General features: G+C 41.1%; 28 protein-coding genes, 8 tRNA genes and 1 other annotated feature. Of the genes, 24 read left to right on the forward strand and 12 right to left on the reverse strand.

Features of this window, described 5'->3' with window-relative positions:
* Positions 1–47: 47 nt before the first annotated feature.
* Positions 48–665, reverse strand: a complete 618-nt coding sequence (locus HNQ43_RS07900; protein ID WP_183376567.1) for a cytidylate kinase-like family protein — start codon at positions 663–665, stop codon at positions 48–50.
* A 318-nt stretch (positions 666–983) separates the two neighbouring features.
* Here HNQ43_RS07900 and HNQ43_RS07905 point away from each other — a divergent pair, with 318 nt between their 5' ends.
* The 10 genes from HNQ43_RS07905 to HNQ43_RS07950 all read left to right on the forward strand — a co-directional run bounded on the left by HNQ43_RS07905 (position 984) and on the right by HNQ43_RS07950 (position 10,559).
* Entirely contained in the window at positions 984–2,432 is a 1,449-nt protein-coding gene (locus tag HNQ43_RS07905) for an NAD(P)/FAD-dependent oxidoreductase (protein ID WP_183376569.1), read from the forward strand.
* Entirely contained in the window at positions 2,429–3,697 is a 1,269-nt protein-coding gene (locus HNQ43_RS07910; RefSeq protein ID WP_183376571.1) for an NAD(P)/FAD-dependent oxidoreductase, read from the forward strand. The genes HNQ43_RS07905 and HNQ43_RS07910 overlap by 4 nt, the downstream gene beginning before the upstream one ends.
* Entirely contained in the window at positions 3,687–4,049 is a 363-nt protein-coding gene (locus HNQ43_RS07915) for a DUF1667 domain-containing protein (protein WP_183376573.1), read from the forward strand. Before HNQ43_RS07910 ends, HNQ43_RS07915 begins: the two co-directional genes overlap by 11 nt.
* 53 nt (positions 4,050–4,102) lie before the next feature.
* Positions 4,103–4,861: an alpha/beta hydrolase-fold protein gene (locus HNQ43_RS07920; protein ID WP_183376575.1), complete on the forward strand. Its 759-nt coding sequence runs from the start codon at positions 4,103–4,105 to the stop codon at positions 4,859–4,861.
* A 20-nt stretch (positions 4,862–4,881) separates the two neighbouring features.
* On the forward strand, positions 4,882–5,355 hold the full coding sequence (locus HNQ43_RS07925; protein ID WP_183376577.1) for a DUF4358 domain-containing protein: 474 nt from the start codon (positions 4,882–4,884) through the stop codon (positions 5,353–5,355).
* 10 nt (positions 5,356–5,365) lie between these two features.
* Positions 5,366–6,724: an MBOAT family O-acyltransferase gene (locus HNQ43_RS07930; protein WP_183376579.1), complete on the forward strand. Its 1,359-nt coding sequence runs from the start codon at positions 5,366–5,368 to the stop codon at positions 6,722–6,724.
* Positions 6,725–6,736: 12 nt separating this feature from the next.
* Complete coding sequence (locus HNQ43_RS07935; RefSeq protein WP_183376581.1) at positions 6,737–7,882, forward strand: DHHW family protein; 1,146 nt, start codon at positions 6,737–6,739, stop codon at positions 7,880–7,882.
* Positions 7,883–7,953: 71 nt separating this feature from the next.
* Positions 7,954–9,321 (forward strand): MATE family efflux transporter, encoded by a 1,368-nt coding sequence (locus tag HNQ43_RS07940; protein ID WP_183376583.1) that lies wholly within the window; start codon positions 7,954–7,956, stop codon positions 9,319–9,321.
* Positions 9,308–9,850, forward strand: coding sequence for an acyltransferase (locus HNQ43_RS07945; RefSeq protein ID WP_183376585.1), 543 nt, complete (start codon positions 9,308–9,310; stop codon positions 9,848–9,850). Before HNQ43_RS07940 ends, HNQ43_RS07945 begins: the two co-directional genes overlap by 14 nt.
* Positions 9,851–9,857: 7 nt before the next feature.
* Entirely contained in the window at positions 9,858–10,559 is a 702-nt protein-coding gene (locus HNQ43_RS07950; protein ID WP_183376587.1) for an HAD family hydrolase, read from the forward strand.
* Positions 10,560–10,590: 31 nt separating this feature from the next.
* Here the strand turns inward: HNQ43_RS07950 and asnA are convergent, their stop codons facing one another.
* On the reverse strand, positions 10,591–11,598 hold the full coding sequence (gene asnA, locus HNQ43_RS07955; protein ID WP_183376589.1) for an aspartate--ammonia ligase: 1,008 nt from the start codon (positions 11,596–11,598) through the stop codon (positions 10,591–10,593).
* 143 nt (positions 11,599–11,741) lie between these two features.
* Here asnA and HNQ43_RS07960 point away from each other — a divergent pair, with 143 nt between their 5' ends.
* The 8 genes from HNQ43_RS07960 to HNQ43_RS07995 all read left to right on the forward strand — a co-directional run bounded on the left by HNQ43_RS07960 (position 11,742) and on the right by HNQ43_RS07995 (position 19,083).
* Positions 11,742–12,725, forward strand: coding sequence for an ABC transporter substrate-binding protein (locus HNQ43_RS07960; protein ID WP_183376591.1), 984 nt, complete (start codon positions 11,742–11,744; stop codon positions 12,723–12,725).
* 4 nt (positions 12,726–12,729) lie between these two features.
* Entirely contained in the window at positions 12,730–13,644 is a 915-nt protein-coding gene (locus HNQ43_RS07965; protein ID WP_183376593.1) for an ABC transporter permease, read from the forward strand.
* A 2-nt stretch (positions 13,645–13,646) separates the two neighbouring features.
* Entirely contained in the window at positions 13,647–14,441 is a 795-nt protein-coding gene (locus HNQ43_RS07970) for an ABC transporter ATP-binding protein (protein ID WP_183376595.1), read from the forward strand.
* Positions 14,442–14,464: 23 nt separating this feature from the next.
* Positions 14,465–14,687: a binding site (T-box leader), on the forward strand.
* 60 nt (positions 14,688–14,747) lie between these two features.
* Positions 14,748–15,812, forward strand: a complete 1,065-nt coding sequence (locus HNQ43_RS07975) for a branched-chain amino acid aminotransferase (protein WP_183376597.1) — start codon at positions 14,748–14,750, stop codon at positions 15,810–15,812.
* A 426-nt stretch (positions 15,813–16,238) separates the two neighbouring features.
* A complete protein-coding gene (locus HNQ43_RS07980; RefSeq protein WP_183376599.1) occupies positions 16,239–17,216 on the forward strand; it encodes an ABC transporter substrate-binding protein in 978 nt (325 codons plus the stop codon).
* Between the two features lie 11 nt (positions 17,217–17,227).
* Positions 17,228–18,082, forward strand: coding sequence for an ABC transporter permease (locus HNQ43_RS07985; RefSeq protein WP_183376601.1), 855 nt, complete (start codon positions 17,228–17,230; stop codon positions 18,080–18,082).
* Complete coding sequence (locus HNQ43_RS07990) at positions 18,075–18,827, forward strand: ABC transporter ATP-binding protein (RefSeq protein WP_183376603.1); 753 nt, start codon at positions 18,075–18,077, stop codon at positions 18,825–18,827. The genes HNQ43_RS07985 and HNQ43_RS07990 overlap by 8 nt, the downstream gene beginning before the upstream one ends.
* A 46-nt stretch (positions 18,828–18,873) precedes the next feature.
* On the forward strand, positions 18,874–19,083 hold the full coding sequence (locus HNQ43_RS07995; RefSeq protein ID WP_183376605.1) for a hypothetical protein: 210 nt from the start codon (positions 18,874–18,876) through the stop codon (positions 19,081–19,083).
* 14 nt (positions 19,084–19,097) lie between these two features.
* Here the strand turns inward: HNQ43_RS07995 and HNQ43_RS08000 are convergent, their stop codons facing one another.
* Positions 19,098–19,244 carry a hypothetical protein gene (locus HNQ43_RS08000; RefSeq protein ID WP_183376607.1) on the reverse strand — a complete coding sequence of 49 codons (147 nt, stop codon included), beginning with the start codon at positions 19,242–19,244 and terminating at the stop codon, positions 19,098–19,100.
* Between the two features lie 47 nt (positions 19,245–19,291).
* Between HNQ43_RS08000 and HNQ43_RS08005 the strand changes: the two genes are divergently transcribed.
* From HNQ43_RS08005 to HNQ43_RS08015, 3 genes are all read left to right on the forward strand, one after another.
* Positions 19,292–20,263 (forward strand): pyruvate kinase, encoded by a 972-nt coding sequence (locus HNQ43_RS08005; protein WP_183376609.1) that lies wholly within the window; start codon positions 19,292–19,294, stop codon positions 20,261–20,263.
* 62 nt (positions 20,264–20,325) lie between these two features.
* Positions 20,326–21,177 carry a DUF368 domain-containing protein gene (locus tag HNQ43_RS08010; protein ID WP_183376611.1) on the forward strand — a complete coding sequence of 284 codons (852 nt, stop codon included), beginning with the start codon at positions 20,326–20,328 and terminating at the stop codon, positions 21,175–21,177.
* Between the two features lie 49 nt (positions 21,178–21,226).
* Positions 21,227–21,670: a flavodoxin domain-containing protein gene (locus HNQ43_RS08015; RefSeq protein WP_183376613.1), complete on the forward strand. Its 444-nt coding sequence runs from the start codon at positions 21,227–21,229 to the stop codon at positions 21,668–21,670.
* Positions 21,671–21,707: 37 nt separating this feature from the next.
* Here HNQ43_RS08015 and HNQ43_RS08020 read toward each other — a convergent pair.
* The 9 genes from HNQ43_RS08020 to HNQ43_RS08060 form a co-directional block, all read right to left on the reverse strand.
* A tRNA-Gly gene (locus tag HNQ43_RS08020) sits at positions 21,708–21,781 on the reverse strand.
* A 2-nt stretch (positions 21,782–21,783) separates the two neighbouring features.
* Positions 21,784–21,859 (reverse strand) — tRNA-Lys (locus HNQ43_RS08025).
* Positions 21,860–21,867: 8 nt separating this feature from the next.
* A tRNA-Thr gene (locus HNQ43_RS08030) sits at positions 21,868–21,943 on the reverse strand.
* 9 nt (positions 21,944–21,952) lie between these two features.
* Positions 21,953–22,028: transfer RNA gene (locus HNQ43_RS08035), tRNA-Val, on the reverse strand.
* A gap of 53 nt (positions 22,029–22,081) precedes the next feature.
* Positions 22,082–22,155 (reverse strand) — tRNA-Gly (locus tag HNQ43_RS08040).
* 6 nt (positions 22,156–22,161) lie between these two features.
* Positions 22,162–22,237: transfer RNA gene (locus HNQ43_RS08045), tRNA-Gln, on the reverse strand.
* A 5-nt stretch (positions 22,238–22,242) separates the two neighbouring features.
* Positions 22,243–22,326: transfer RNA gene (locus HNQ43_RS08050), tRNA-Tyr, on the reverse strand.
* Positions 22,327–22,350: 24 nt separating this feature from the next.
* A tRNA-Val gene (locus tag HNQ43_RS08055) sits at positions 22,351–22,426 on the reverse strand.
* A 6-nt stretch (positions 22,427–22,432) separates the two neighbouring features.
* On the reverse strand, positions 22,433–22,894 hold the full coding sequence (locus HNQ43_RS08060; RefSeq protein ID WP_183376615.1) for a hypothetical protein: 462 nt from the start codon (positions 22,892–22,894) through the stop codon (positions 22,433–22,435).
* A 75-nt stretch (positions 22,895–22,969) separates the two neighbouring features.
* On the opposite strand from HNQ43_RS08060, the gene HNQ43_RS08065 reads away from it, so the two are divergent.
* From HNQ43_RS08065 to rpmJ, 3 genes are all read left to right on the forward strand, one after another.
* Positions 22,970–23,944 (forward strand): rod shape-determining protein, encoded by a 975-nt coding sequence (locus HNQ43_RS08065; RefSeq protein WP_183376617.1) that lies wholly within the window; start codon positions 22,970–22,972, stop codon positions 23,942–23,944.
* A 118-nt stretch (positions 23,945–24,062) separates the two neighbouring features.
* Positions 24,063–24,281: a translation initiation factor IF-1 gene (gene infA / locus HNQ43_RS08070; protein ID WP_183376619.1), complete on the forward strand. Its 219-nt coding sequence runs from the start codon at positions 24,063–24,065 to the stop codon at positions 24,279–24,281.
* 12 nt (positions 24,282–24,293) lie between these two features.
* A partial coding sequence (gene rpmJ / locus HNQ43_RS08075; RefSeq protein ID WP_183374899.1) for a 50S ribosomal protein L36 occupies positions 24,294–24,381 on the forward strand: 88 nt, incomplete at its 3' end.

A 24,381-nucleotide genomic window follows, 5' to 3' on the forward strand; every position in this document is an offset into this window, starting at 1 on the left:
CCTATAAAAAACTGCAACTCTCTAAGAGTCGCAGGCAAGGGGACAGTTTATTGATCGGCTGTTATTTGATGCAGTGTTTTAATAATCAAATCGACAGTTTTTTCCACGCCAAGTTTTGAGACATTGATGCATAGGTCATAATTGGTAGGATCGGCCCACTTTTGATCCGTATTGAAATTATAGTATGCACTTCGTGATTTCTCCATCTCTTTGATTTTCTTCCGAGCTTCTTTCTCTGAAAGCTGGTCTCTTTCCATGATGTGCTGGATACGATCTTTTAAGTCGGCGCAAATAAAGATTCGCAGTAACTTTTTCTTTTCTTTCAAGATATAATCCGCGCATCTTCCTACAATGATGCAGTTTTCTTGTTTTGCCAAATTATGGATGGTTTCGATTTGAGCCTGGTGTGCCAGTGCTTCTGTCGAAATGTATTGATCGTTCCACCAGAGTCCCGAAGGAGAGGTCAGTAAAGAATAAAAGAAAGGGCTGGTTTGTCTTTCGTCAGTATTTTCTAAAAATTCAGTGGTCAACCCACTTTTCTGGGCGACTTTGACTAAGAGTTCTTTATCATAATACTGATAATTCAAAGTTTTTGCCAATCGCTTGGCGATTTCACGGCCGCGGCTTCCAAACTGACGGCCAATGGTGATCGTAGTATATTCCATCGTTCTCGATCTCCTTTCTTTGTTTCCTAATTCTATTTTAACTTGCGATCCATGGTTTTTCAAAAAAGAATGAAGTTGAATTCTATACGAAAAAATTCGGGATACAACTTTTAAAACTTGGAGTAATTCAATACACACTATAGGAAAATCCTTTTTAACTTTAATTGAACGCTTTTTTCCTATTTAGAAAGGGGTGTTTAGAAAACTGTCCGAAAATAAGAGAAAGTGTATCAGAGCTTTTTGGTATAGAAGAAGTTAAAACTAGATTGACAATCCAATGATACGAGATAAGATTGAGATTAAAGAGGAGAAGAATCTATGCTCAATCACGATATCGTAATTATTGGAGCTGGCGTGAGTGGCAGTGCAATCGCCCGTGAACTTTCACGATACGATTTAGATATTGTAGTTTTGGAAAAACAAGAGGATATCTGTTCAGGGACTTCGAAGGCAAACAGCGGAATTATTCACGCTGGATACGATGCGCCGGAAGGCTCTTTGATGGCATCGTTGAATGTGGAAGGCAACGCTATGATGGATTCCTGGAGTGAAGAACTGGATATTCCTTTCCAAAGGATTGGTTCTTTGGTCGTTTGTTTGGAAGAAGAAGGAATGCCGTTTTTAGAAAAGTTATATCAAAGGGGAATAAAAAATGGTGTGCCGCATCTGGAAATCATTGATCGTCAACGATTAAAACAGTTGGAGCCCCATATTGCGCAAGATGCAGTGGGGGCTCTTTATGCACCAAGCGCAGGAATTGTCTGTCCTTTTGAATTGAATCTGGCCATGGCTGAAAATGCGGTGCAGAACGGTGTGCGTTTTCTTTTTGATGCCGAGGTGCTTTCTATAGATAAGATCGATCAAGGTTTTTGTGTTTTGACCTCAAAAGGAAAAGTGCTCACCAAACATGTGATCAATGCTGCAGGAGTGCATGCGGATACAATACATAATATGGTCAGCATGCAGAAAATGGAAATCATTCCGCGAAAAGGGGAATATGTATTATTGGATAAAAAAGCGGGAAAACATGTTCGCCATACGATTTTTCAATTACCGACCAAAATGGGGAAAGGAGTCTTGGTCACTCCTACGATTCACGGTAATCTGTTAGTGGGGCCGACGAGTGAGGATGTGCAGGATAAAGAGGCGCTTAACACAACGGAAAAAGGGTTGCGGGACGTTATTGAAAAAGCTAAAAAAACAGTGCAAGATCTGCCGATGCACATGATCATTACTTCGTTTGCCGGGCTGCGAGCCCATCATCCTGCACATGAATTTATTATAGAAGAAGTCAAAGATGTACCTGGCTTTATCGATGTAGCTGGAATCGAATCACCAGGTCTTTCCAGTTGTCCGGCAATTGGAAAAAAAGTGGCCAAATGGTTTCAAGAGAAATATGATCTTGTTCAAAAGTCTGATTTCCAGCCGCGGCGGAAAGGACTTAACCATCTTTATGCGATAAACTCCCATCAAAAAAATGCGTTGATTCAAAAAGATCCTCGCTATGGGAATATCGTTTGCCGTTGTGAAATGATCAGTGAAGGAGAAATCGTTGAAGCGATTCATCGACCAATCCCGGCACGTTCTTTGGATGGGGTCAAGCGACGGGTGCGTGCCGGCATGGGACGCTGCCAAGGAGGCTTCTGTTTGCCTAAAGTCGTTGAGATCTTGGCAAGAGAACAGGATGGAAAAACAGCCAAGGAGATTACAAAGTCTGGAAAAAACTCCTATTTTATCGCAGGAAATAATAAGGAGGATCTGTTATGAGAAAGGTTAGACTTGTGATCATTGGCGGCGGACCAGCGGGATTAGCAGCGGTCTTAGGGGCAAAGCATGCCGGAGAAGACGATATTCTGATTTTGGAGCGAGACAAACAATTAGGCGGAATCTTGAATCAGTGTATCCATAATGGATTTGGACTTCATACCTTTCATGAAGAGTTGACCGGACCAGAATATGCCGCACGATTTAGTTGTGAAATCAAAAATCAAAATATCCTTTATTCGTTAAATACTATGGTGACGAATATTTCAAAGGATAAGATCATCACTGCTGTGAATCCTTCTGAAGGCTTGTTTCAGATCCAGGCACAAGCAATTATTCTTGCCATGGGGTGCACAGAAAGACCTAGAGGGGCGCTTAACATACCGGGAACACGGCCTGCGGGCATCTATACTGCGGGAACAGCGCAAAAATTTGTGAATGTTTACGGCTTGATGCCGGGAAAAGAAGTAGTGATCCTGGGTTCAGGAGACATTGGCTTGATTATGGCAAGGCGCATGACTTTGGAAGGGGCAAAAGTTAAAATGGTTGTGGAAAAAATGCCTTATTCCAGTGGCCTGAAACGAAATATCGTGCAATGCTTAGAGGATTTTGAGATTCCGTTGAAGCTCTCGCATACGGTTGTGGACATTGAAGGCAACCGCCGGCTTGAAGCCGTTTGGATCGCACAAGTAAAAGAGGGCAGAATCCTTCCGGAAACAAGAGAAAGAATTTCGTGCGATACACTTTTATTGTCATGTGGTTTGATTCCTGAAAATGAACTGTCGGCCATGATGGGTATCGAGTTGAGTGATCAAACAAAGGGTCCAAAGGTCAATGAGAGTCTGGAGACGAATATTCCTGGAGTTTTTGCCTGCGGCAATGTTTTGCATGTTCATGATTTGGTTGATTTTGTATCCCAAGAGGCTTCTATGGCAGGAAGAAAAGCTGTTGAGTATCTTCGAGAGCCAAAATCAGGTCAAAAACACGAAGTTCCTGTTGAAGCAGGAAATGGGGTTCGTTATACGGTGCCTAGCCGAATGTGCTTAGAAGCGATGGAATCCTCTTTACCGGTTCGCTTTCGTGTCGATCAAATCTATAAAGATGGCTTTTTCTGTGTTTATGGCAATGATCAAAGAATCATGCGGCGGCCGTTTCGAATTGCGACTCCAGGCGAAATGGTGCAGATTTTGTTGACCAAGAAACAATTAGAAGGAATAGATCTTCAAAGAATTCGAATCGAACTGGAGGCCAAGATCAATGAAAACTAAGGAACTTACATGCATCGGATGTCCGATGGGTTGTGTTTTGACAGTACAGATCAATCAAGGGAAAGTACAGTCTGTTCATGGGAACAGCTGCCTGAATGGAGATCGCTATGCCAGGCAAGAAGTATGTGCACCTGCTCGAATCCTCACAACTACGGTACCTCTTGCGGGAGATGATAACCACTTGATGTTATCCGTAAAAACAAGGAATCCTATTCCCAAAAATAAGATTTTTGCGTGTATCCAGGAATTAAAAAAGGTTCAGGTGAAGGCGCCTGTTCATGTGGGAGATCTGGTATTGAAAAATGTTGCGAATACAGGCGTCGATGTTGTCTCAACTCAAAATATTGGATAGTCGACTGTAGGGCAATCGGAACTATGATACAATAAGCCCAAAGAGGTGGTTTTGTGATTCAAAAAGTACAGGTGGAAATTACACCATTACATACACAACGAAAGCTTCATATTTATTTGCCAAATAATTATTATGAGAGTCAAGAGCGTTATCCGGTGATGTATATGTTCGACGGACATAATCTCTTTGATGATCGAGATGCGACCTATGGAAAATCTTGGGGACTGCAAAAATTTTTAGATCAATATGATAAACCATTTATTTTGATTGGCTTAGAATGTAATCATGAAGGCAATGAACGCCTCAATGAATTCAGTCCATATACTTTCTCAACCCCAGGTTTGGGCAATATCTATGGAAAAGGTGATCTTTTGATGCGATGGATGGCTGAAGAGTTAAAAACTTGGGTAGACCAGCGATATCGCACATATCCGAATCGTGAATGTACCGGACTAGGTGGCAGCAGTATGGGTGGGCTGATGGCTCTTTATGGCGTGATTCGATATAATTCGTTTTTTTCAAAAGCGGCTTGTTTATCGCCGGCTGTATTTGGATGCTATGATCTATTGATGGCGGATCTTAAAAAATCAGATATTAGTCCAGATACTCGTGTTTATATGAGCTTGGGGTCGGAAGAAATATCCAAGGATTTTTTCTTGAAGCAACTGCAAGCTTATGATCAGTCTTTTGTGGATGCTCTGAATGATCGTCAAGCATCGGCAGTCTTTCATCTGGTCCATGGAGGAGGTCACAATGAGGCCAGCTGGGAGAAAGAGAATCGCATTTACTTTGATTATTTGTGGAGAAGATAGTATTAAGGGGGAGAGAAAACGTGCGTATAGGGTTGAGAGTGTCTAAGGCAGTGATCTTGATCGTCTTGATAGTGTTGATGGCTGTCGTGTTTAGCGGGCCAAAGGAAAGCCGGGAGACTTTTGAAACGGTTTTGTCAAAAACACAAGAAGGATTAGATCTTTCATCTATGCCAGGGCAAGATAATCAGAAAATCCGTGAGATCTTTGGATTGGATCCGGAATCTTTTTCTGCAATCGCATATTTCAAGATTGATGATGTGATGCAGGCTAATGAATACATGTTGGTCCAGTTTAATGACAAAAGCCAAAGTAAGGCCTTTGAGGATGCTGTCCAGAAGCGGATCGATGAGCAGATCAATCTTTATGAAGGGTATGCTCCAGACGAAGTCCAGCTTTTAGATGATGCGATCATCGATGTGCAGGCAAACTATGCTTTGTATGTTGTCGATGACCAAGCCGCTCAGATTCATGAGCAGTTCTTAAGTAGTTTGTAGGAGGATGAGTATGGTATTTAATAGTTTGATATTCATCTTTTGCTTTTTGCCAATAACTTGGATCTTGACTAGAATCGTGCCGACAACATTTTTGAAAAATCTTGTCTTATTTATTTTTAGTCTTCTGTTTTATTCTTGGAACGATCCTTTTTATGTGTTGCTTTTATTGATCAGCATTGCCTGGAATTATTTAACTGGTCTTGAATTAGAGAAAGAAACAGGAAAAACGAGAAAAATTGTTTTTTGGAGTGCGATCGCATTCAATCTCTTTATTTTAGGAGCTTTTAAATACACAAATTTCTTATTAGGGATCTTCGGCTTAGAAGGTTTTGATTTCGCGTTGCCGGTCGGATTATCGTTTTTTACCTTTAGTGCGATTTCTTATTTGGCCGATGTCTATAAAAATGATGTGCCGGCACAAAAGAATCCTCTGTCATTAGGGTTATACATTGCGTTTTTTGGAAAGATCAGCAGCGGTCCCATTGCCTTTTACCGTGATATGGAACCGCAGTTTCAAAATCATCCGATGAATTTTACTCTCTTTTGTGAGGGGCTGATTTTATTTACTAAAGGATTGATTAAAAAAGCGCTTTTTGCGGATTCATTTGCTTTGGTTTTTTCTTCATTGGCAACGAACACCAGTATGGCAGGTGCGTGGCTTTATGCGTTGAGCTATATGATGCAGATCTACTTTGATTTCAGCGGATACAGTGATATGGCAATTGGGGTATCCAATATGTTTGGATTTAAACTCAAAATTAACTTTGATCACCCTTATTCCGCAAAGAGTATTCAAGATTTTTGGAGACGTTGGCATATCAGCTTATCCACTTGGTTTCGAGATTATGTGTATATCCCGTTAGGAGGAAATCGTCACGACTATGTACGTAATATTTTGATTGTATGGTTTTTGACGGGACTTTGGCATGGAGCCAACTGGACATTCATTCTTTGGGGATTGTATTATGGCGGACTGATTCTGTTGGAGAAGTTTGTGTTATCTGCGTATCTAGATAAACTTCCAATGGCCATACGGCGCATTTATACTTTTGTATTGGTATTGTTTGGCTGGGTGTTCTTCTTTAGTGACAGTATTCTATCGGCTTTCGGAACGTTTGGACATATGTTTAATTTTATGAACATATGCGATTCTCAAGCGCTGTTTGTCCTTGTGGGCCATATTCCGTTATTTGTTCTTGGATTCTTGTTGACGGGAGAATTATTTGATAAGGTTGAGCAGTTCTGCTTTCAAAAAGGATTCCGATATGACAAGATCGTATATACTTCTTTGTATTTGATCGGATTTCTGATCAGTGTTGCCTTTGTTGTGGGAAGTACATATCAGAGCTTTTTGTACTTTGCGTTTTAAGGGGGATTCAATATGAAAAAATCAAAAGGATCGATTGCGAAAATGTTGAGTCCGATTTTGGTAGTGGTCATTGTGATTACGGGGATCGTAAATTTGATTTTGCCAGATCGTTCGACTTCACCGATGGAGAATCGAAGTCTTCAGGCTTTCCCTTCTATGAATTGGAACTCATTTCAGAATGGAGATGTTTTTAGAGAATTGAATTCCTGGTATTCGGATCAATTCTTAGGTCGAGAGAAGCTGATCCAGCTGAAATACCTTGTCAACAAAATGGCAGGTACAAATAAGATCGACGATGTCTTCTTAGGAAAAGGAACCTTGATTGAAGATGTCAGTTCAGTAAATCAAGAACAAAAAGAAAGAAACTTGCAGGCAATTAATGCGTTTTGCACATCTTATGAAATTCCGTCTTATTTTATGATTACTCCTAATGCGGTGAGTGTACAAAGTGATCGGTTGCCGGCATTTTCGACACCTTTAGATCAGAATCAACAGATTGATGAGTATTATGATGGACTGGATTCGTCGATCCAGCGCATTGATGTTCGTTCGACCTTGGAAGAGCATAAAGATGAATATTTGTATTACAAGACTGATCATCATTGGACTTCTCTAGGGGCATTTTATAGCTTTCAGGCAATGGCTTCTGCCATGGGGTTAGGAGATGTTTCGAAGGAAGATTATGATATTTATCCAGTTTCAGATGATTTTGAGGGAACGTTGGCAGGAAAGACTGGAAGTGTTTTTTTGAAAGATCAAATTGACATCTATGTTCCTAAAAATAACAGCGAATATATCGTAAGTGATTTAACGAACGTGACGACTTCTCGTTCCATTTATTCTCGTGAGGCCTTGGATACGCGTGATCAATATACTGTATTTATGGGTGGAAATGCCGGAAGGATCACGATTGAAATGGATAACGATAGTTCGCGGCACCTTTTATTGATCAAAGACTCCTATGCGAATGCGATGATACAGTTTTTGATTCCCTATTATCGGACAATCGATATCATCGATCCCCGGTATTATTTCGAAGATGTTTCCAGACTGGTTAATTCACAGATGATCACAGATATTTTATTCCTTTATAATTCCAATACTTTGATGCAAGATACATCGATAGCTGATTGTCTGGTGATGCCAACACAAGAATAGGAAGTAAAAAGTTACAGAAATGTGACTTTTTCTTTTGCCCAAATGCAGTTATAATACGAGCTGGAGGAATTATGAAAAAAACGAGACAAGTTGACATGGTGCAGGGACCGTTGCTGCCTAAGCTGATTCTATTTTCGGTTCCGGTTGTGTTGTCTGGAGTGCTGCAGCTGTTGTTCAACGCAGCAGATGTTATCGTAGTAGGCCGATTTACTGGAAAGGAAGCTTTGGCAGCTGTTGGATCTACATCGAGTTTAATCAATTTGTTGATTAACTTGTTTTTGGGTATATCTGTAGGGGCCAATGTTTTGGTCGGTCAGTACATCGGCGCAAAGGATCGGGAAAACTGTCAAAAAACGGTACATACGGGAATTATGTTTGCGTTTTTTGGGGGTTTGTTTGTGGGGATTTTTGGCTTTTTAGCGGCCGGTACATTATTGACCATGATGGCGACGCCTGCCAATGTATTGCCCTTGTCGACGACTTATATGCAAATCTACTTTATAGGATTGCCGGCACTTTTGGTTTATGATTTTGGGGCGGCTTTGCTGAGGGCTGTCGGGGATACACGAAGACCATTATATTTTTTGGTGATCTCGGGAATCATAAATGTTGTTTTGAATCTATATTTTGTTATTGTGTGGAAAATGGGAGTGGCCGGCGTAGCTTTGGCAACGATCATTTCGGAAGGAGTGAGCGCAGTATTGATCTTACTGTGCTTGAGCCGGCAAGAGGGCATGATCCGGCTTTCTCGAAAATATCTTCATTTTTCATTGGACAAAGGAATTCGTATGGTCAAACTGGGGGTTCCTGCAGGAGTTCAAGGAATGTTGTTTAGCATTTCCAATGTTCTGATTCAATCTTCGGTCAACGGATTTGGCGCCACTGTGATGGCGGGAAACACCGCGAGTTTGAATATCGAGAATTTTGTTTATATATCGATGAATGGGATCTATCAGACTGCGCTGAGCTTTACGTCCCAAAATATGGGGGCTGGTCAATATAAGCGAATCGATAAGATCTTGTTAGAGTGTCTAGGCATTGTATCTTTGATCGGGCTCGTGCTGGGAGTCGGAGCCTATGTCTTTGGAAATTCGCTTTTACATATTTACTCTACAGATCCTCAAGTAATCAAAGTTGGTCTTTTACGGTTGTCGATCATTTGCACACCATATTTTCTTTGCGGTATTATGGATGTATTGGTTGGCTGTCTTAGAGGAATGGGTTATTCTTTGATGCCGATGATCGTTTCTTTGATTGGGGTCTGTTTATTTCGTGTTATCTGGATCTTCACAATTTTCCAGATTCATAGAGAATTATTTGTTTTGTATATTTCGTATCCAATTTCATGGATTATGACAATCGTGGTAGATATCTGTTGTTATAGAATTGTTCGAAAACGAATATCCGAAAAGAGGGTGATGGAAAATGCAGCGGTTTGATTTAAGGATTTCGGATGCACAGCGAAAACAAGAAGGGGATCGAACGGAAGCTTTGGTTTTTCGGCTGAATGGAACAGATCCGTCTTCACAAGAATATAAAGAATTGTTGAATGAGCTCTTTGTCAATGGAATTCCGGAAGGGACAAAGATCCGTACGCCTATTTACATTAATCTTGCCAAGAACATAACTTTTGGGAAACGCGTTTCTGTCATGCCGTATTTTAAATGCATGAGCGCAGGGAAAATCGTTATCGAAGATGATGTGCGGATTGCGATGGATGTAAAAATTATTACGAATAATCATGATTTTTATGAACGAGATGTTCTGACAATCGAAGATGTGCATATTCAAAAGAATGCTTGGATCGGAGCAGGAGCGACGATTCTTCCTGGGGTTACGATCGGAAGAAATGCGATTGTAGGAGCTGGAAGCGTGGTAACTCATGATGTTTTGCCAAATACAGTTGTTGTCGGGAACCCGGCGAGAGTGATTCAGACTTTGGATCCGGATCAATTTGAGAAAGAATGAGGATGTTATGGAATATCAGGCAATATTATTTGATTTGGATGGTACGCTTTTACCAATGGATCAGGAGGTGTTCGTAAAAGCATATTTCGGACTTTTAGTAAAAAAAGTGGCTCCTTTAGGGTATGATCCTGAAAAATTAGTGGATTCGATATGGAAAGGGACTTATGCCATGATTCAAAACGATGGTTCCTGTATCAATTATGATCGGTTTTGGGAAGTGTTTGAATCGATTTATGGAAAGGAAAAACTCCAGGATCGACCCATCTTTGATTCGTTTTATGAAAATGAATTTCAACAAGCTAAACAAGCTTGCGGGTTTTCTTCCTGGGCTAAAAAGATTGTGGATCTTTGCCTAGATAGAGGCCCTTGTATTTTGGCGACAAATCCCATCTTTCCACAAGTGGCTACGCATTCCCGGATTCGATGGGCGGGATTAGATCCCGATGATTTTGAATTTATTACGACTTATGAAAATTCTATGACATGTAAACCTAATCCTCAGTATTACCGGGAGATCACTGGCCGCCTTGGGTTAGATCCGGCGCGCTGCTTGATGATTGGTAACGATGTAGCAGAAGATATGATAGCTAAGACATTAGGCATGGATACTTTTTTGGTTACAGATTGTTTGATCAATTCAAAAAATGAGGATCTTTCAGGATATCGAAGAGGCACTTTGCAGGAATTGTACGGATGGCTAATGGATTAGAAAGCAAAAAAGGTGGGAAACCACCTTTTTTTTATAAGATTTGTATGTTGTTTTCGTAACAAGTCCTGATCATTTCTTCTGGCCAGATACTGGCTTGGACTTCTCCGATGTGTGCCTTTTTTAACAACAACATGCACAATCGGGATTGGCCGATTCCGCCTCCGATCGTGTAAGGCAACTTTCGGTCTACGATTGCTTTATGGAAAGGGTATTGGAGCCGGTCCTCTTTTCCTTCGATTTTTAATTGCTTGACCAAGGAATCTTCGTCGACACGAATTCCCATGCTTGATATCTCTAAAGCGCATTGCAGAGGCTCATACCAGAAAAGAATGTCTCCATTCAGTTCCCAATCGTCATAATCGGGGGCTCTGCCATCGTGTTTTTTATTGTTGGAAAGCTTTCCGCCTATCTTCATAATAAAAACGCATCCAAGCTCTTTCGCAATTTCATTTTCTCGTTGGCGAGGTTCTAGATTCGGATAACGATCTAATAATTCTTGGCTGGTAATAAAATGAATCTGGTCAGGAAGATGATTAACGGCGGTTGGATACTTGTACCAAACTTCGTGCTCCATGTGTTTGATGATTTTAAAAATCGTGCGAACGTGTTGTTTTAAAACATTCTCGGTGCGTTCCTCTTTGGCAATGATTTTTTCCCAATCCCATTGATCAACATAGGCAGAGTGCAGATTGTCCAGCTCTTCGTCTTTTCGTATGGCGTTCATATTTGTATAAAGACCTTCATGAAGCTGGAAACCGTATTGTTTTAGAGCAAATCGTTTCCACTTGGCTAATGAATGAACGACTTCGATTCGCTCTTCCTGCATTTCTTTCATCGTAAAATGCACAGGTTCTTCGGTTCCGTTTAAATCATCGTTGAGGCCGGAACTTTTCTCAACAAAAAGAGGTGCAGAGATCCGCAACAGGTTCATCTCTTTTCCAAATTCGTGCTGAAAAGTATCACGGATGTATTTAATGGCTTCCTGTGTTTGGCGAACGCTCAGCACAGGGTTGTATTCTTTAGGGATCGTGAGTTTCATGTTTTGTCGTCTCCTTTAAAATATTTACCATAGTATCATACCAAATGTAAAAAAATACATAAAGTTTCATTGTGTTACATTGACTTACATTGTTTGAAAGTCTAAAATAAAAAATATAGTTTACGAATTTGGAGGAAGAGAGTATGAATAAGCTATTTAAAATCGGATTAGCCTCTGTAACCGCCCTTTCTTTGGTGGCATGTTCCGGAGGAAACCAGTCCGATGATACCACTAAAATAGGAATCATCCAGCTGGCAGAGCACCCAGCGTTGGATCAGGCTTATGAAGGATTTATGGATGGATTAGAAGAAGCGGGATATACAGAAGATAATACGGTTTTTGATTATCAGAATGCTTCTAACGATCAATCGAACTGTAAAACAATCGCGGATAAGTTTGTCAATGATGGTGATGATTTGATTTACGCCATAGCGACACCAGCTGCCCAGAGCGTGGCGCAGGCAACCAGTGATATTCCAATTTTGGTGAATGCGGTCACAGATCCGGCTGCTTCTGGCATTGTGGAAGATAACGAAGCCCCAGGCGGGAATGTCAGCGGTGTCAGCGATTTAACTCCTGTTGAAGAACAGATCGATTTATTACAACAGCTGCTTCCGGATGCGAAGAAAGTAGCGGTAATGTATTGCAGCAGTGAAGATAATTCCAAGATTCAGGCAGAGATGGCCGAGAAGGCTTTAGATGAAGCAGGTATTGAATGGGAAGAAGCCACGGTAGCGGATTCTAGTTCAATTCAGCAGGTCACAGAGTCTTTGATCGGTAAAGTGGATGCGATCTATATTCCTACTGACAACTTGTTGGCGGAAGGAATGTCGGCTGTAGCACAAGTATCGAATGCCAATGGCATTCCTTGTATCGTTGGGGAGAGTGGTATGGTTTCCAACGGTGGTCTGGCAACTTATGGAATCGATTACTATCGATTAGGAGAAATGGCAGCTGAACAAGCTGTGGCAATTTTGGAAGACGGAAAATCACCAGCGGATATGCCAATTGAATATTTAAGTGCAGAAGACTGTGTTTTAACGATCAATAAAACGGTTGCGGAAGAATTGGGCATTACGATTCCGGAGGAATTTGCTGATGCTGAAATGATAGAAACGGCATCATAATATCATGGGTATTGTTTTAGCAATGCAAGGGGCCTTGAGCCAGGGGATTCTCTGGGGATTAATGGCCCTAGGTGTTTACATCACCTTTCGACTGTTAGATATAGCCGATTTAACTGTGGATGGCTCTTTTGCGACCGGAGGAGCTGTGTGCGCTGTTTGTCTAGTAAATGGAATCAACCCGATTATTGCTTTGATCTTGAGTACCATCGCCGGTTTTATTGCCGGTTTGATCACAGGAGTACTTCATACAAAATGTCAGATTCCTGCCATCTTGGCCGGGATCTTGACGCAAATAGGATTGTATTCGATCAACTTGCGAATAATGGGCCGTTCGAATACTCCTCTGTTACAGTATGACAATGTGTTTGGCCAGTTAGAAAAATTGACTGGGTTATCTTCAAACTGGGTCGTTTTGATCGTTGGTTTAATCGTAACAGTTTTAGTAATAGTTGCTCTGTATTGGTATTTTGGCACGGAAATTGGCTCCAGTATTCGAGCTACAGGAAATAATGAGCAGATGATTCGTGCGTTAGGGGTCAATACCAATGTCACAAAGACATTGGGGCTGATGATCTCCAATGGATTGATTGCTCTTTCTGGCGCTTTAGTGACGCAACAACAAGGATATGCCGATGTCCGTATGGGAATTGGAGCCATTGTGATCGGCTTGGCTTCGATCGTTATCGGAGAAGTGATATTTGGACATAAGGGAGCTTTCGGGACTCGTCTCACTTCCATCGTAGTGGGTTCTGTGATTTATCGTGTGATCGTGGCGGTGGTTTTGCAGATGGGACTGAATACGGATGATTTAAAACTTCTGACGGCCATTTTAGTAGCGGTTGCCTTGACAGTACCAATCGTTATGAATAAACAAAAACAGCTTTCCATGTATAAGAAGCTGACCGGAAGGGAGCAGTAAACATGTTGAAGATCACAAATGTGTCTAAAACTTTTAATCCGGGTACTGTTAATGAAAAAAAAGCGTTGGATCAGTTGAATCTGCAAGTAGATGACGGCGATTTTATTACCATTATCGGCGGGAATGGTGCCGGTAAAAGTACATTGATGAATATGGTTGCCGGCGTGTACCCTATCGACTGCGGCACGATTTATCTTGATGGAAAGAATATTTCATTACAGGCAGAATTTCAAAGAGCCCAGATGATCGGCCGGGTGTTTCAAGATCCGATGTTAGGAACTGCTGCAGATATGGCAATTCAGGAAAACTTGGCTATGGCCAACCGCCGAGGAAAAAAACGAGGGCTGAAATGGGGAATTACACCAAAAGAAAAAGAAGTTTTCCATGAGCAACTCAAACGTCTCGGCTTAGGCTTAGAAGATCGCATGACATCTAAAGTTGGGCTTTTATCTGGCGGACAGCGTCAAGCTTTGACTTTGTTGATGGCTACGTTGATCAAACCAAAGTTGTTGCTTTTGGATGAGCATACAGCGGCTTTGGATCCGAGAACTGCGAAAAAAGTATTGGATCTGACCAATGAGATTGTAAATGAACAAAAACTCACAACATTGATGGTTACACATAATATGCAGGATGCGATCCATATTGGAAATCGTTTGATCATGATGCATGAAGGCAAGATCATTTATGATGTGTGTGGAGAAGAAAAGAAGAATCTTCATGTCTCGGATCTGTTGAAAAAGTTTGAAGAGGCCAGTGGTGAAGAGTTTGCCAATGACCGTATGATGTTAGGATAATCTCGTATTCGAGATGTAATGTGTGAAACGCTTAGAAATGGACAAGTTTCATGACTTCATTTCTTTAGAGAATTGCTGGCTGGTGAAAAGCATGAAAGAGTCATGAGAATATCACCATGGAGCGGCCATGCCGAAATGTAGGCGTGGACGGGGGTCTTCGTTAAAAAGACAGAGATTTTTATCTCATAAGTGCATTCTTAGGAATGAAAAAGAGTGGTACCGCGGAAAATGCCTTTCGTCTCTTTAGGGCCCTGGGCCTTCTGACAGAAAGGCTTTTTATATTTCCAGTATAAAGGAGGAATCAATATGGAAATCCGTTTTGAAAAAAGAGAGGTTTTAAAGGAAAAACCAACTGGTGCTTTAGGTTTCGGAAAATACGAAACTGATTACATGTTTGTCATGGATTATGATGATGGAAAATGGCATGATGCTCGCATCGTACCCTATGGACCTATCGAATTTGATCCGGCAAGTATGGTATTACATTATGCACAAGAGACTTTTGAAGGAATGAAAGCTTATAAAGCAAAAGACGGAAGAGTCTTATTGTTTAGACCTGAGATGAATGCTCGCCGCTTCATTAATTCAAATAAACGTCTGAGCATGCCGATCATTGAAGAGAAAGATTTTATTCAGGCGGTGGAAGAATTAGTACGTGTTGAAAAAGATTGGATTCCCACTGGAGAAGGTGAATCTTTATATATTCGTCCTTACATGTTCGCAACGGAAAAAGCGATCGGAGTTCATCCGGCGAACTCTTATAAATTTATCGTGATCTGCTCTCCGGTTGGAGCCTATTATCCAGAAGGGGTCAATCCTGTAAAAATTTATGTTGAGGATGAATATGTTCGAGCAACTGTCGGCGGTACCGGATTCACGAAATGTGGCGGTAACTATGCTGGCAGCTTGGCAGCGCAAGTTAAAGCGGAAGAACTAGGATATACCCAGGTTTTGTGGCTGGATGGCGTTCATCGTAAATATGTCGAGGAAGTAGGATCCATGAATGTTATGTTTGAAGTTGATAATACGATTATCACGGCACCGACAGATGGAACGGTTCTTCCGGGTGTTACTCGTGATTCAATCTTGCATATCTTGCGCGATTGGGGATATAAGGTTGAAGAAAAGCATTTTGCGATCGATGATTTAATGAAGGCTGGACACGACGGCAGCTTGCAAGAAGCTTGGGGGACTGGCACAGCCGCTGTCATTAGCCCGATTGGAGAATTGTACTTTAAGGGAGATATCGTAACAATCAATGATTTTAAAACAGGGGAGCTGACCCAGAAAATCTACGATACTTTGACAGGTATTCAATGGGGTGATCTGGAAGACAAGTATGGATGGACATACGAAGTAAAGGTGGACTAAAAAGAACTCTGCGGAGTTCTTTTTAATTTGTTTGCCCGGTATTGGAATAGGGAATTTAGACGAAAATGAAACAATTTTCAAAAATAGTTGAAATCTATTTACAAATGCGCTATTCTTAAATAAACCAAGGCGGAAGAGATCAAACAGAAAGATGTGCGCTAAGCGAGCCGGGGAGGGTGTAAGCCCGGTCGTAACGATTCTGCAAATGGACTTCCAAGGGCGAGGTGAAATAATAGTAGCCAAGACGTGACTTGTACGTTACAACAAGAGAAATGTGATAGCATTTTCTACTGAGTGGGTAAATTTTACCAAAACAGGTGGTACCGCAGATCGAATGATTTGTCCTGTGTCAAAGTGATTTGACACGGGATTTTTTTTACCCCGAAAAGCTATCCAAACAAGAGATAAAGAAAAGGAGAGAGAAAAATGAAAGCTTTATCGAAATTAATGGCAGCCATTATGGCAAGTTCTTTATTGTTTGGATGTTCTTCATCCGGTTCAACTGAAATTCCGACGATTGGTGTTGCTCAATTGGTGAGTCACACTTCCTTGAACACGATTCGTGATGCGTTCACGGATCAAATGGAAGAATTGGGATATGAAGATGGAGAAAACATAAACTATGATTTTGCGGACGCTTCGGGGCAGACCAGCAATTTAAATTCGATCATGTCACAATATCAAGATGAGGATGCCGCTGTTGTGGTCGCAATCGCAACACCGACAGCGCAAGCGGCAGCTAATATTTCTGAAGATATCCCCGTTGTCTTCTCAGCTGTTAGCGATCCAGTAGGTGCTGGACTCGTTGATTCTTTGGAAGAACCGGGAGGTAATATTACAGGGACCAGCGACGAGGTGCAAGTGGATCAAATTTTAGATCTTGCGTTACAGCTCGTTCCCGATGCAAAAACTGTTGGCTTTCTTTACAATGCCAGCGAAGCAAATTCTGTTTCGAATCTGGCAAGTGCAAAAGAGTACTGTGATCAAAACGGTTTAACCTTAATAGAAGGAACCGGATCAAATTTAACGGAGTTACAAAGTTCTGCCAGTGTGTTGTGTGAACAAGTAGATGTCCTTTTTGCACCAAATGACAATACAGTTGCCAGCGGTATGGCAGCCTTGTCTCAAATTGCTTTAGATGCACAAACACCTTTCTTTGTAGGAGCCGATTCCATGGTCAATGATGGCGGATTGGGAACCGTGGGAATTGATTATGAAGAATTAGGAATTGAAACAGCCAATATGGTGGATGAAATCTTGAATGGAGAAAAACCTTCTGCTATGTCGGTCAAAGTATTTAAAGATGATTTGAATATTTACATCAATCAGTCGGCTTTGGATAGCTTGGGATTGACGCTGCCGGAAGATATACAAAATAATGAGCGTTTAGTTATTGTGGAATAGGAGGGTATGCGATGTCTGTCGCAATCATTGAAAGAGCCTTAGAGTTAGGACTGATCTTTTCAGTCCTTTCTCTAGGTGTTTATATTTCGTTTCGCGTTTTGAATGTGCCGGATCTGACAGTGGATGGCAGTTTTACGACCGGGGCTGCGGTTTGTGCTGTATGCACATTGAATGGTCATCCATTTTTGGGGCTGCTGCTAAGTTTTTTGGCCGGAGGAATCTGTGGTTTAGTCACTGCTTTCTTGCAGACAAAGATGCGGATCCATGCTTTGTTGGCGGGAATCCTTACCATGACGGGCTTGTATTCCATCAATCTTCGAATCATGTCAGGAGCCCCTAATATCGCTTTGTTGAATACCGATTCATTGTTTACGATGGTTCCGTTTACTTTGGGGGTTTTGCTTTTGATCAGCATAGCATCGGGAATCCTTTTGTTTGTGTTTTTTAAAACAAATACAGGTTTGATGCTTCGAGCATCCGGCGATAATGAAACGATGGTCAAGTCTAGCAGCATCAACGTGGATACGATGAAGTTTTTAGGCATGGCATTATCCAATGGATTTGTGGCCCTCTCAGGGGGGCTTTTAGCTCAATACCAGAATTTTGCCGACGTAACTGGAGGAACAGGCATGATGGTGTTAGGATTGGCTGGCATTATTATTGGAGAAGCCGTGATTCGTAAGCGCACGATTGGTTTTGGTTTGGCTTCTTGTATTTTGGGAGCATGTCTATATCGTCTTTTGTATACAATAGCTTTGCAGTTTGGAATTCCGGCAACTGATATGAATTTGATGTCGGCTATCTTAGTCGCTTTGACGATCTCGATTCCTTATCTGAAAGCGTTAAAGGAGAAAGAAAATGCTTGAGTTGGAAAATGTATCGGTCATTTTTAATAAAGGAACTTCATTAGAAAAAGTGGCATTAGAAAACGTCAGTGTAAAAGTCAATGACGGTGATTTTATAACGATGCTAGGATCCAATGGGGCCGGCAAAAGTACTTTGTTTAATGTGATCACTGGAGCTTTGAAAGTAGATCATGGCAAAATATTGATGGATGGGGACGATATTACAGCGACAAAAGAGCATGTTCGAGCTCGTTATATTGGGCGTTTGTTCCAAAATCCAGAACATGGAACAGCGCCGCATTTGACTGTTGAAGAAAACTTGGCTTTAGCTTATTCGACAAAGAAATATGGAAAGTTTTCTTTTGCGGTCCATAAACAGGACCGTGAATTCTTTCAAGAAAAGCTGAGACAATTGGATATGGGACTGGAAGATCGCTTGAAAACACCCATTGGTTTATTGTCGGGGGGACAACGCCAGGCTGTGGCTTTGATGATGGCGGTGCTGAATCCTCCCAAGATCTTATTGTTGGATGAACATACAGCAGCTTTAGATCCCAAAAGCGCCCAAAAGATCTTAGAGATCACTAATGAACTGATTCATAAAGAACAGATGACAGCTTTGATGATCACGCATAATATACAAGATGCTTTGGAGAATGGAAATCGGCTTTTCATTTTGAATGAAGGACATTTGATCCAGGATATGGATCAGAAAGAAAAGTCTCGTTTGAAACCGGCGGATATCTTAAATTATTATGCTGTTTGACAAACAAGATAAAACAGATTAGACTTAAATCGCGAGGTATAAGAATATGAATGCAATCGATGAACTGAAGACAATTTCTGGTAAAAAGCATGTGGTGACAAGTATTGAATATGATTGCCCAAGCGAAGAGAAAGAAGACGAAGTTTTTGAAACGGTTCGCGGCATCTTAAAACATCATTTAGATGAAGTGGCAAAGATCACCTATGATTTAGAATCAGAAGGAAAAGTCAAGGTAGAAGTAACACAAAATTTATAGGAGAACAGGTTCTCCTATTTTTTTATGGATCGTGAAAAGAAAACGGCAACGATCAAAAGAATGGCACCTGCAAGGATCGTATTCACATCTAAAAATACATAGAGTAAGAAAAAAGCGGCTGCCGCAAAATATAACAGCATGGCGATAATATGTTTATTCATGATGACCTCGATTCTTTTTTTATTATAGCACGAGGGGAGTTTAAACTATGAAAAAGTTAAAGATTTACGGAACCTTAGGACCTGCTTGTCAGAAAGCGGAAGTTTTAGAAAATATGTTTCGAACAGGCATGAGTGGCGTGCGATTAAATCTTTCGCATACCACGCTTTCTCAAAGCAAAGAGATCCTTGGGCAAGTTTTCCAAGCGGCCCAGCGCTGTAAAATTCAACCTGAGATCTTGATTGATATGATTGGTCCTGAAATTCGTACAGGGAAGCGAGAAAGAGCGCTGATCTTAGAAAAAGGGAAGAGTTATTTTTTGTCACAGTTGCGGTTCCCGGATTTTGTAAAACCTTATTGTATACCTGGTCAGCATGTGCTGGTGGATGATGGAAAAATGGAAATTGAGATCTTGGATAATGGACAAGTTCAAGTTTTGCGGGAAGGGATACTGGAATCTCGAAAAACGGTATTCTTTCCTGGCGTACAAATTGATTGTCCCGCATTGACAGAACAAGATGTTGAAAATCTTCGCGTTGCCAAAGATTATGGAGTTACAGGGATCATGCAGCCGTTTGTTCGCGGGCCCAGAGATCTGGCTCATGTGAAAAAGGTGCTGGATTCTTTTGGCTTGTCTTTAAAAGTCTTGGCTAAAATTGAGAATCAGGCTGGAATCGATCATTTGGAATCTTTGTTTCCTTATTGTGATGAGATTGTGATTGCTCGGGGAGATTTGGGCAGCTCAATTGGATTATGTCAGTTGCCGCGAATTCAAAGAAGAATAGAAGCAGCTTGTCATAAGCATCATAAACCGTATATGGTTGTTACAGAAATGTTAGATTCCATGCAGCGTCAACCCACGCCAACACGGGCGGAAGTCAATGATATATATGATGCGGTCATACGTGGTGCTTCGAGCATCATGTTGACAGGAGAGACGGCTAAAGGAAAGTATCCCGAAGAAGCGATGCGGTATTTTTGCACAATTGCGAAAACGGCTTTGGAAGACCGTAGAATCTAGATATTGCACTGTGGAAAGTTTCATGTTATATTCTTCATGTTTTAGGAGGAATTAAATATTTTATGATAAAAATGCTTCTTCAAGGAATGGTTGTGGGGATTGCCAATATCATTCCTGGGGTCAGCGGCGGAACCATGATGGTGGCCATGGGGCTCTATGATAAATTGATACATTCTATTACGCACTTAAAAAGCGAGTTCAAAGAAAGCATGAAACTTCTGCTTCCTATTTTCTTAGGAGCTGGATTGGCGATCGTGATTTTATCTCGGCTTTTTGAATTCCTTTTAGAAGAGTATCCAATCCCTACTAATTTTGCTTTTTGTGGTTTGATTGCGGGAAGTTTGCCATTTATTTTTAAGAAAGTGAAAGGTTCCAGTCCTGCCAAACCGATCAATTGGATTCCATTAGTGCTTTTCTTTGCGATTGTAATCTTAATGGCTGTGATGGGAGAAGGAGAAGGGACTGCCAATGTACTTCATGTCGATCTGTTTCAGGTGATCATATTATTTTTGGTGGGTGTAATTGCGGCGGCTACCATGGTGATTCCTGGTGTCAGCGGATCGATGATGCTGATGTTATTGGGATATTATGCGACGATTCTTTCCTATGTCAATCAAACTGTGGATTCGATCATGAATATTGATGTGAACAGCTTTATTGGTTGCTGTGGAGTCTTGGTTCCGTTTGGAATTGGTGTGGTTGTCGGAATCTTCTTGATTGCAAAATTGATTGAATGGATCTTTTCTCGCTGGGAAATCCCGGCTTATTATGCAATTATCGGTTTGATTGTTGCGAGTCCTATTGCGATTCTGCTGAAAACGGACTGGTCTATGGCTTCGGTAGGAATCATTTTGATTGGTATCGTTACATTTGCTGCCGGCTGGTTTGCGGCAAGCAAATTGGGCGGTGAATAAGTCTCTTTGTTTAAAAACAAAGAGCTTTTTTATTAGGGGGAAATAAAACATGAAATTTGTTATCGTATATGCATCGATTCATCATCAGAATACAAAAAAAATAGTCGATGATTTGTGTGAATGTTTTCCGGTAGATAGTATTGATCTGACACAAGATCCTTATCCGGATATTTCATCATATGATCGGATCGGTCTTGCTTCAGGGATCTATTTTGGATCAGTGCATCCCCTTATCAAAGATTTTGTTGAAAAAACTAAGTTTAGAAAAGATCAAAAATGTTTTGTGATCACAACTGCGGGAGCTCCATTTTTAGATTTTTCTGGATTTCTTTGTCGAACATTAAAGAAGAAAGGAATAGAATGCTGTGGATCGTTCCATTGTCGCGGATATGATACATATGCGATCTTTGGAAAAGTTGGAGGGATTGCGAAAGGGCATCCCAATGTGAAAGATATAATGCGTGCCAGAAAATTCTTAGACAGTTTGAAATAAGCAAAAAAAAACCGACATTGTCGGTGAATCGTTATAGTGGAGCAGGTGATGAGAATCGAACTCACGTAGTCAGCTTGGAAGGCTGAAGTTCTACCATTGAACTACACCTGCAATGGTGACCCGTGGGCGATTCGAACGCCCGACCCTTTGATTAAAAGTCAAATGCTCTACCAACTGAGCTAACGGGTCAAAATAAATGGTGCCGACTATAGGAATTGAACCCACAACCTACTGATTACAAGTCAGTTGCTCTACCAATTGAGCTAAGTCGGCACAGTATAATGGTGGAGGCTAACGGGCTCGAACCGCTGACCCTCTGCTTGTAAGGCAGACGCTCTCCCAACTGAGCTAAGCCTCCGTTTGCCAAACAATAATAACAAAAGTTACAACGAGCGTCAAGACAAAAATAAGTGGAGCAGGTGAGGAGAATCGAACTCCCGTATACAGCATGGCAAGCTGTTGTTCTACCATTGAACTACACCTGCATCTAGTGGCTGGGGTAACTGGATTCGAACCAGTGAAATGCAGGAGTCAAAGTCCTGTGCCTTACCGCTTGGCTATACCCCAAGAAATGGTGGAGGAGGACAGATTCGAACTGCCGAACCCGAAGGAACAGATTTACAGTCTGCCGCGTTTAGCCTCTTCGCTACTCCTCCATAAGATGTTGGGGCTAAAATCAATGGTGGAGGCTAACGGGCTCGAACCGCTGACCCTCTGCTTGTAAGGCAGACGCTCTCCCAACTGAGCTAAGCCTCCATTCATTTAGCGCCTTTTTATACTAGCAAATTCTTTTTTATCTGTCAATTTTTTTCTGAAATTATCGACATATTTTTTATATCGGGCATCTAAAGCCTTTAAATATACCTCTCCAATGGTGTGATCATTGGAACGAAATTCTTTTTGGATCAACTGTTTTCCCTCATATAAAAAGATAGCGGGATCCATGATCTCATAAATTTTTGTAAAGACAGTTTTAGTTCGATATACACCTAAGGATTCGAAGACCTTTCTAGAACACAAGCGAACCTGAATGTGTTTTGATGAAGGGATATATTTATTATTTTCCGATTTTAAAGTGAAAATATAAATAGGAACGTGGATCTGCGAAAAAAGATCTTCCCATTTAAGCCATAAATCAAAATAACTTTTTCCCTTCTGTGAAGATAATGAATCTAAGGTTGTAATTATGAATAATTCTGAATCCATGTATTGTTTGATGCGCACCTATATTATAACACAGTGTGATAAAACCGGAAATGTGATATCCTATATACAGAAAGTTGAATGAGGACCAAAAACATGATACGAATCGGGATCGATCTAGGAGCGGATAAGATCCGTGTTGTGACAGCAGAAGAAGGGGTTATTTTTGATGAAGCATGCGCCGTGGCTTTAGATCAAAAGGGGAATGTTTTAGCTATTGGCAATGAAGCGAAAGAACTTCAAGGCGGGGTCGATGAAGCAATCTCCGTCATCTTTCCGCTGGCTTTGCCTAAAATTGATTTTTATGCATTGCACGCTTTGTTGGAGCAACTGATCTATGATTTTAAAATGTTTAAAATGTTTAAAAAGACAATCTTTTTATTTAGTTATCCTACGGCATTGAATCATAAGGATCGAGACGAATTAAAAGATCATCTTTTAGAGTTCGGAGCTTATCGGGTCTACTTTGACCAGGAGATCTGGGTAGCTGCCATTGGAGCGCAGCTTAATCTCTTTATTCCTGTGTCTAGCTGCGTTTTGAATATCGGTTCTTCTAACTGTGATATTGCAGTCTTCTCTCGAGGAGAGATGACTCGGCAATCACAAAATAAAGTAGCGGGGCGACATATTGATCTTTTGATCCAAAAGTGGCTTCGCCAAAGTTTTCGGCTTCAGGTCAGCGATAGTGTTGTTGAACAAATAAAAATACAATTAGGGCAGACGATTGTTCAAAAAAATCCTCGATCAATGATTGTGGAGGGGTTGGATCTCAAGAATCAACAATTGCGTTCGATCCAAATCGATGAAAATATGTTGGTGCCTGTACTGATGCCTTTGTGTGAACATTGGGCTAACTGGATCTATCAATTTTTAAAAGGGCTGCATCGCGATGAACAGGAAGATATCTTGATGCGCGGATTGATTTGTTGCGGCGGAACCATGCTTTTAAAAGGATTAAAAGAGAATCTGCAGAAGCTGATATCCTGTCCGGTCTATGTTACGGATGACCCTTTAAATACCGTAGCACAGGGTTTAGAAACCCTTTTATCTCGAATGGAATCCATATCCTGATCAAAAATATACGATCAGGATGATTTTTTTTGGATTTTTAGGCGAGGATTTGATAGAATGATAAATGGCTATTTATGCCGTATCATTTCATTTTTAGTTAGGAGGCGTTGTAGGATTCATGGCGAAGCAGGATATGATTGAAATCGATGGTATCGTTGTAGATACATTGCCAAATGCTGCTTTTAAGGTGAAACTAGAAAATGGACACGAAATCATGGCTCACGTTTCTGGTAAAATCCGTATGCATCACATTCGCATTTTACCAGGTGATCGTGTAACTGTAGAAATTTCACCTTATGATTTAACACGTGGGCGTATTACATTTAGAAGAAAGTAGAGGGAAAGACAAATGAAAGTAAGACCATCCGTAAAACCGATGTGTGACAAATGTCGCGTAATCCGACGCAAGGGACGCGTCATGGTGATTTGTGAAAACC

This window comes from Faecalicoccus acidiformans (assembly GCF_014202635.1).
Classification (GTDB): Bacteria; Bacillota_I; Bacilli_A; order Erysipelotrichales; family Erysipelotrichaceae; genus Faecalicoccus; species Faecalicoccus acidiformans.

Excerpts from the sequence above, each read along its gene's own strand:
- infA (WP_183376619.1), top strand. The coding sequence starts at position 24,063 with ATGGCGAAGCAGGATATGATTGAAATCGATGGTATCGTTGTAGATACA.
- HNQ43_RS07905 (WP_183376569.1), top strand. The coding sequence starts at position 984 with ATGCTCAATCACGATATCGTAATTATTGGAGCTGGCGTGAGTGGCAGT.
- asnA (WP_183376589.1), bottom strand. The coding sequence starts at position 11,598 with ATGAAACTCACGATCCCTAAAGAATACAACCCTGTGCTGAGCGTTCGC.
- HNQ43_RS07900 (WP_183376567.1), bottom strand. The coding sequence starts at position 665 with ATGGAATATACTACGATCACCATTGGCCGTCAGTTTGGAAGCCGCGGC.
- HNQ43_RS07945 (WP_183376585.1), top strand. The coding sequence starts at position 9,308 with ATGCAGCGGTTTGATTTAAGGATTTCGGATGCACAGCGAAAACAAGAA.
- HNQ43_RS07985 (WP_183376601.1), top strand. The coding sequence starts at position 17,228 with ATGTCTGTCGCAATCATTGAAAGAGCCTTAGAGTTAGGACTGATCTTT.
- HNQ43_RS07935 (WP_183376581.1), top strand. The coding sequence starts at position 6,737 with ATGAAAAAATCAAAAGGATCGATTGCGAAAATGTTGAGTCCGATTTTG.
- HNQ43_RS07975 (WP_183376597.1), top strand. The coding sequence starts at position 14,748 with ATGGAAATCCGTTTTGAAAAAAGAGAGGTTTTAAAGGAAAAACCAACT.
- HNQ43_RS08015 (WP_183376613.1), top strand. The coding sequence starts at position 21,227 with ATGAAATTTGTTATCGTATATGCATCGATTCATCATCAGAATACAAAA.
- HNQ43_RS07990 (WP_183376603.1), top strand. The coding sequence starts at position 18,075 with ATGCTTGAGTTGGAAAATGTATCGGTCATTTTTAATAAAGGAACTTCA.
- HNQ43_RS07965 (WP_183376593.1), top strand. The coding sequence starts at position 12,730 with ATGGGTATTGTTTTAGCAATGCAAGGGGCCTTGAGCCAGGGGATTCTC.
- HNQ43_RS07960 (WP_183376591.1), top strand. The coding sequence starts at position 11,742 with ATGAATAAGCTATTTAAAATCGGATTAGCCTCTGTAACCGCCCTTTCT.
- HNQ43_RS07940 (WP_183376583.1), top strand. The coding sequence starts at position 7,954 with ATGAAAAAAACGAGACAAGTTGACATGGTGCAGGGACCGTTGCTGCCT.
- HNQ43_RS08005 (WP_183376609.1), top strand. The coding sequence starts at position 19,292 with ATGAAAAAGTTAAAGATTTACGGAACCTTAGGACCTGCTTGTCAGAAA.
- HNQ43_RS07980 (WP_183376599.1), top strand. The coding sequence starts at position 16,239 with ATGAAAGCTTTATCGAAATTAATGGCAGCCATTATGGCAAGTTCTTTA.
- HNQ43_RS07930 (WP_183376579.1), top strand. The coding sequence starts at position 5,366 with ATGGTATTTAATAGTTTGATATTCATCTTTTGCTTTTTGCCAATAACT.
- HNQ43_RS07995 (WP_183376605.1), top strand. The coding sequence starts at position 18,874 with ATGAATGCAATCGATGAACTGAAGACAATTTCTGGTAAAAAGCATGTG.
- HNQ43_RS07970 (WP_183376595.1), top strand. The coding sequence starts at position 13,647 with ATGTTGAAGATCACAAATGTGTCTAAAACTTTTAATCCGGGTACTGTT.
- HNQ43_RS07910 (WP_183376571.1), top strand. The coding sequence starts at position 2,429 with ATGAGAAAGGTTAGACTTGTGATCATTGGCGGCGGACCAGCGGGATTA.
- HNQ43_RS07915 (WP_183376573.1), top strand. The coding sequence starts at position 3,687 with ATGAAAACTAAGGAACTTACATGCATCGGATGTCCGATGGGTTGTGTT.
- HNQ43_RS08065 (WP_183376617.1), top strand. The coding sequence starts at position 22,970 with ATGATACGAATCGGGATCGATCTAGGAGCGGATAAGATCCGTGTTGTG.
- HNQ43_RS07950 (WP_183376587.1), top strand. The coding sequence starts at position 9,858 with ATGGAATATCAGGCAATATTATTTGATTTGGATGGTACGCTTTTACCA.
- HNQ43_RS08010 (WP_183376611.1), top strand. The coding sequence starts at position 20,326 with ATGATAAAAATGCTTCTTCAAGGAATGGTTGTGGGGATTGCCAATATC.
- HNQ43_RS08000 (WP_183376607.1), bottom strand. The coding sequence starts at position 19,244 with ATGAATAAACATATTATCGCCATGCTGTTATATTTTGCGGCAGCCGCT.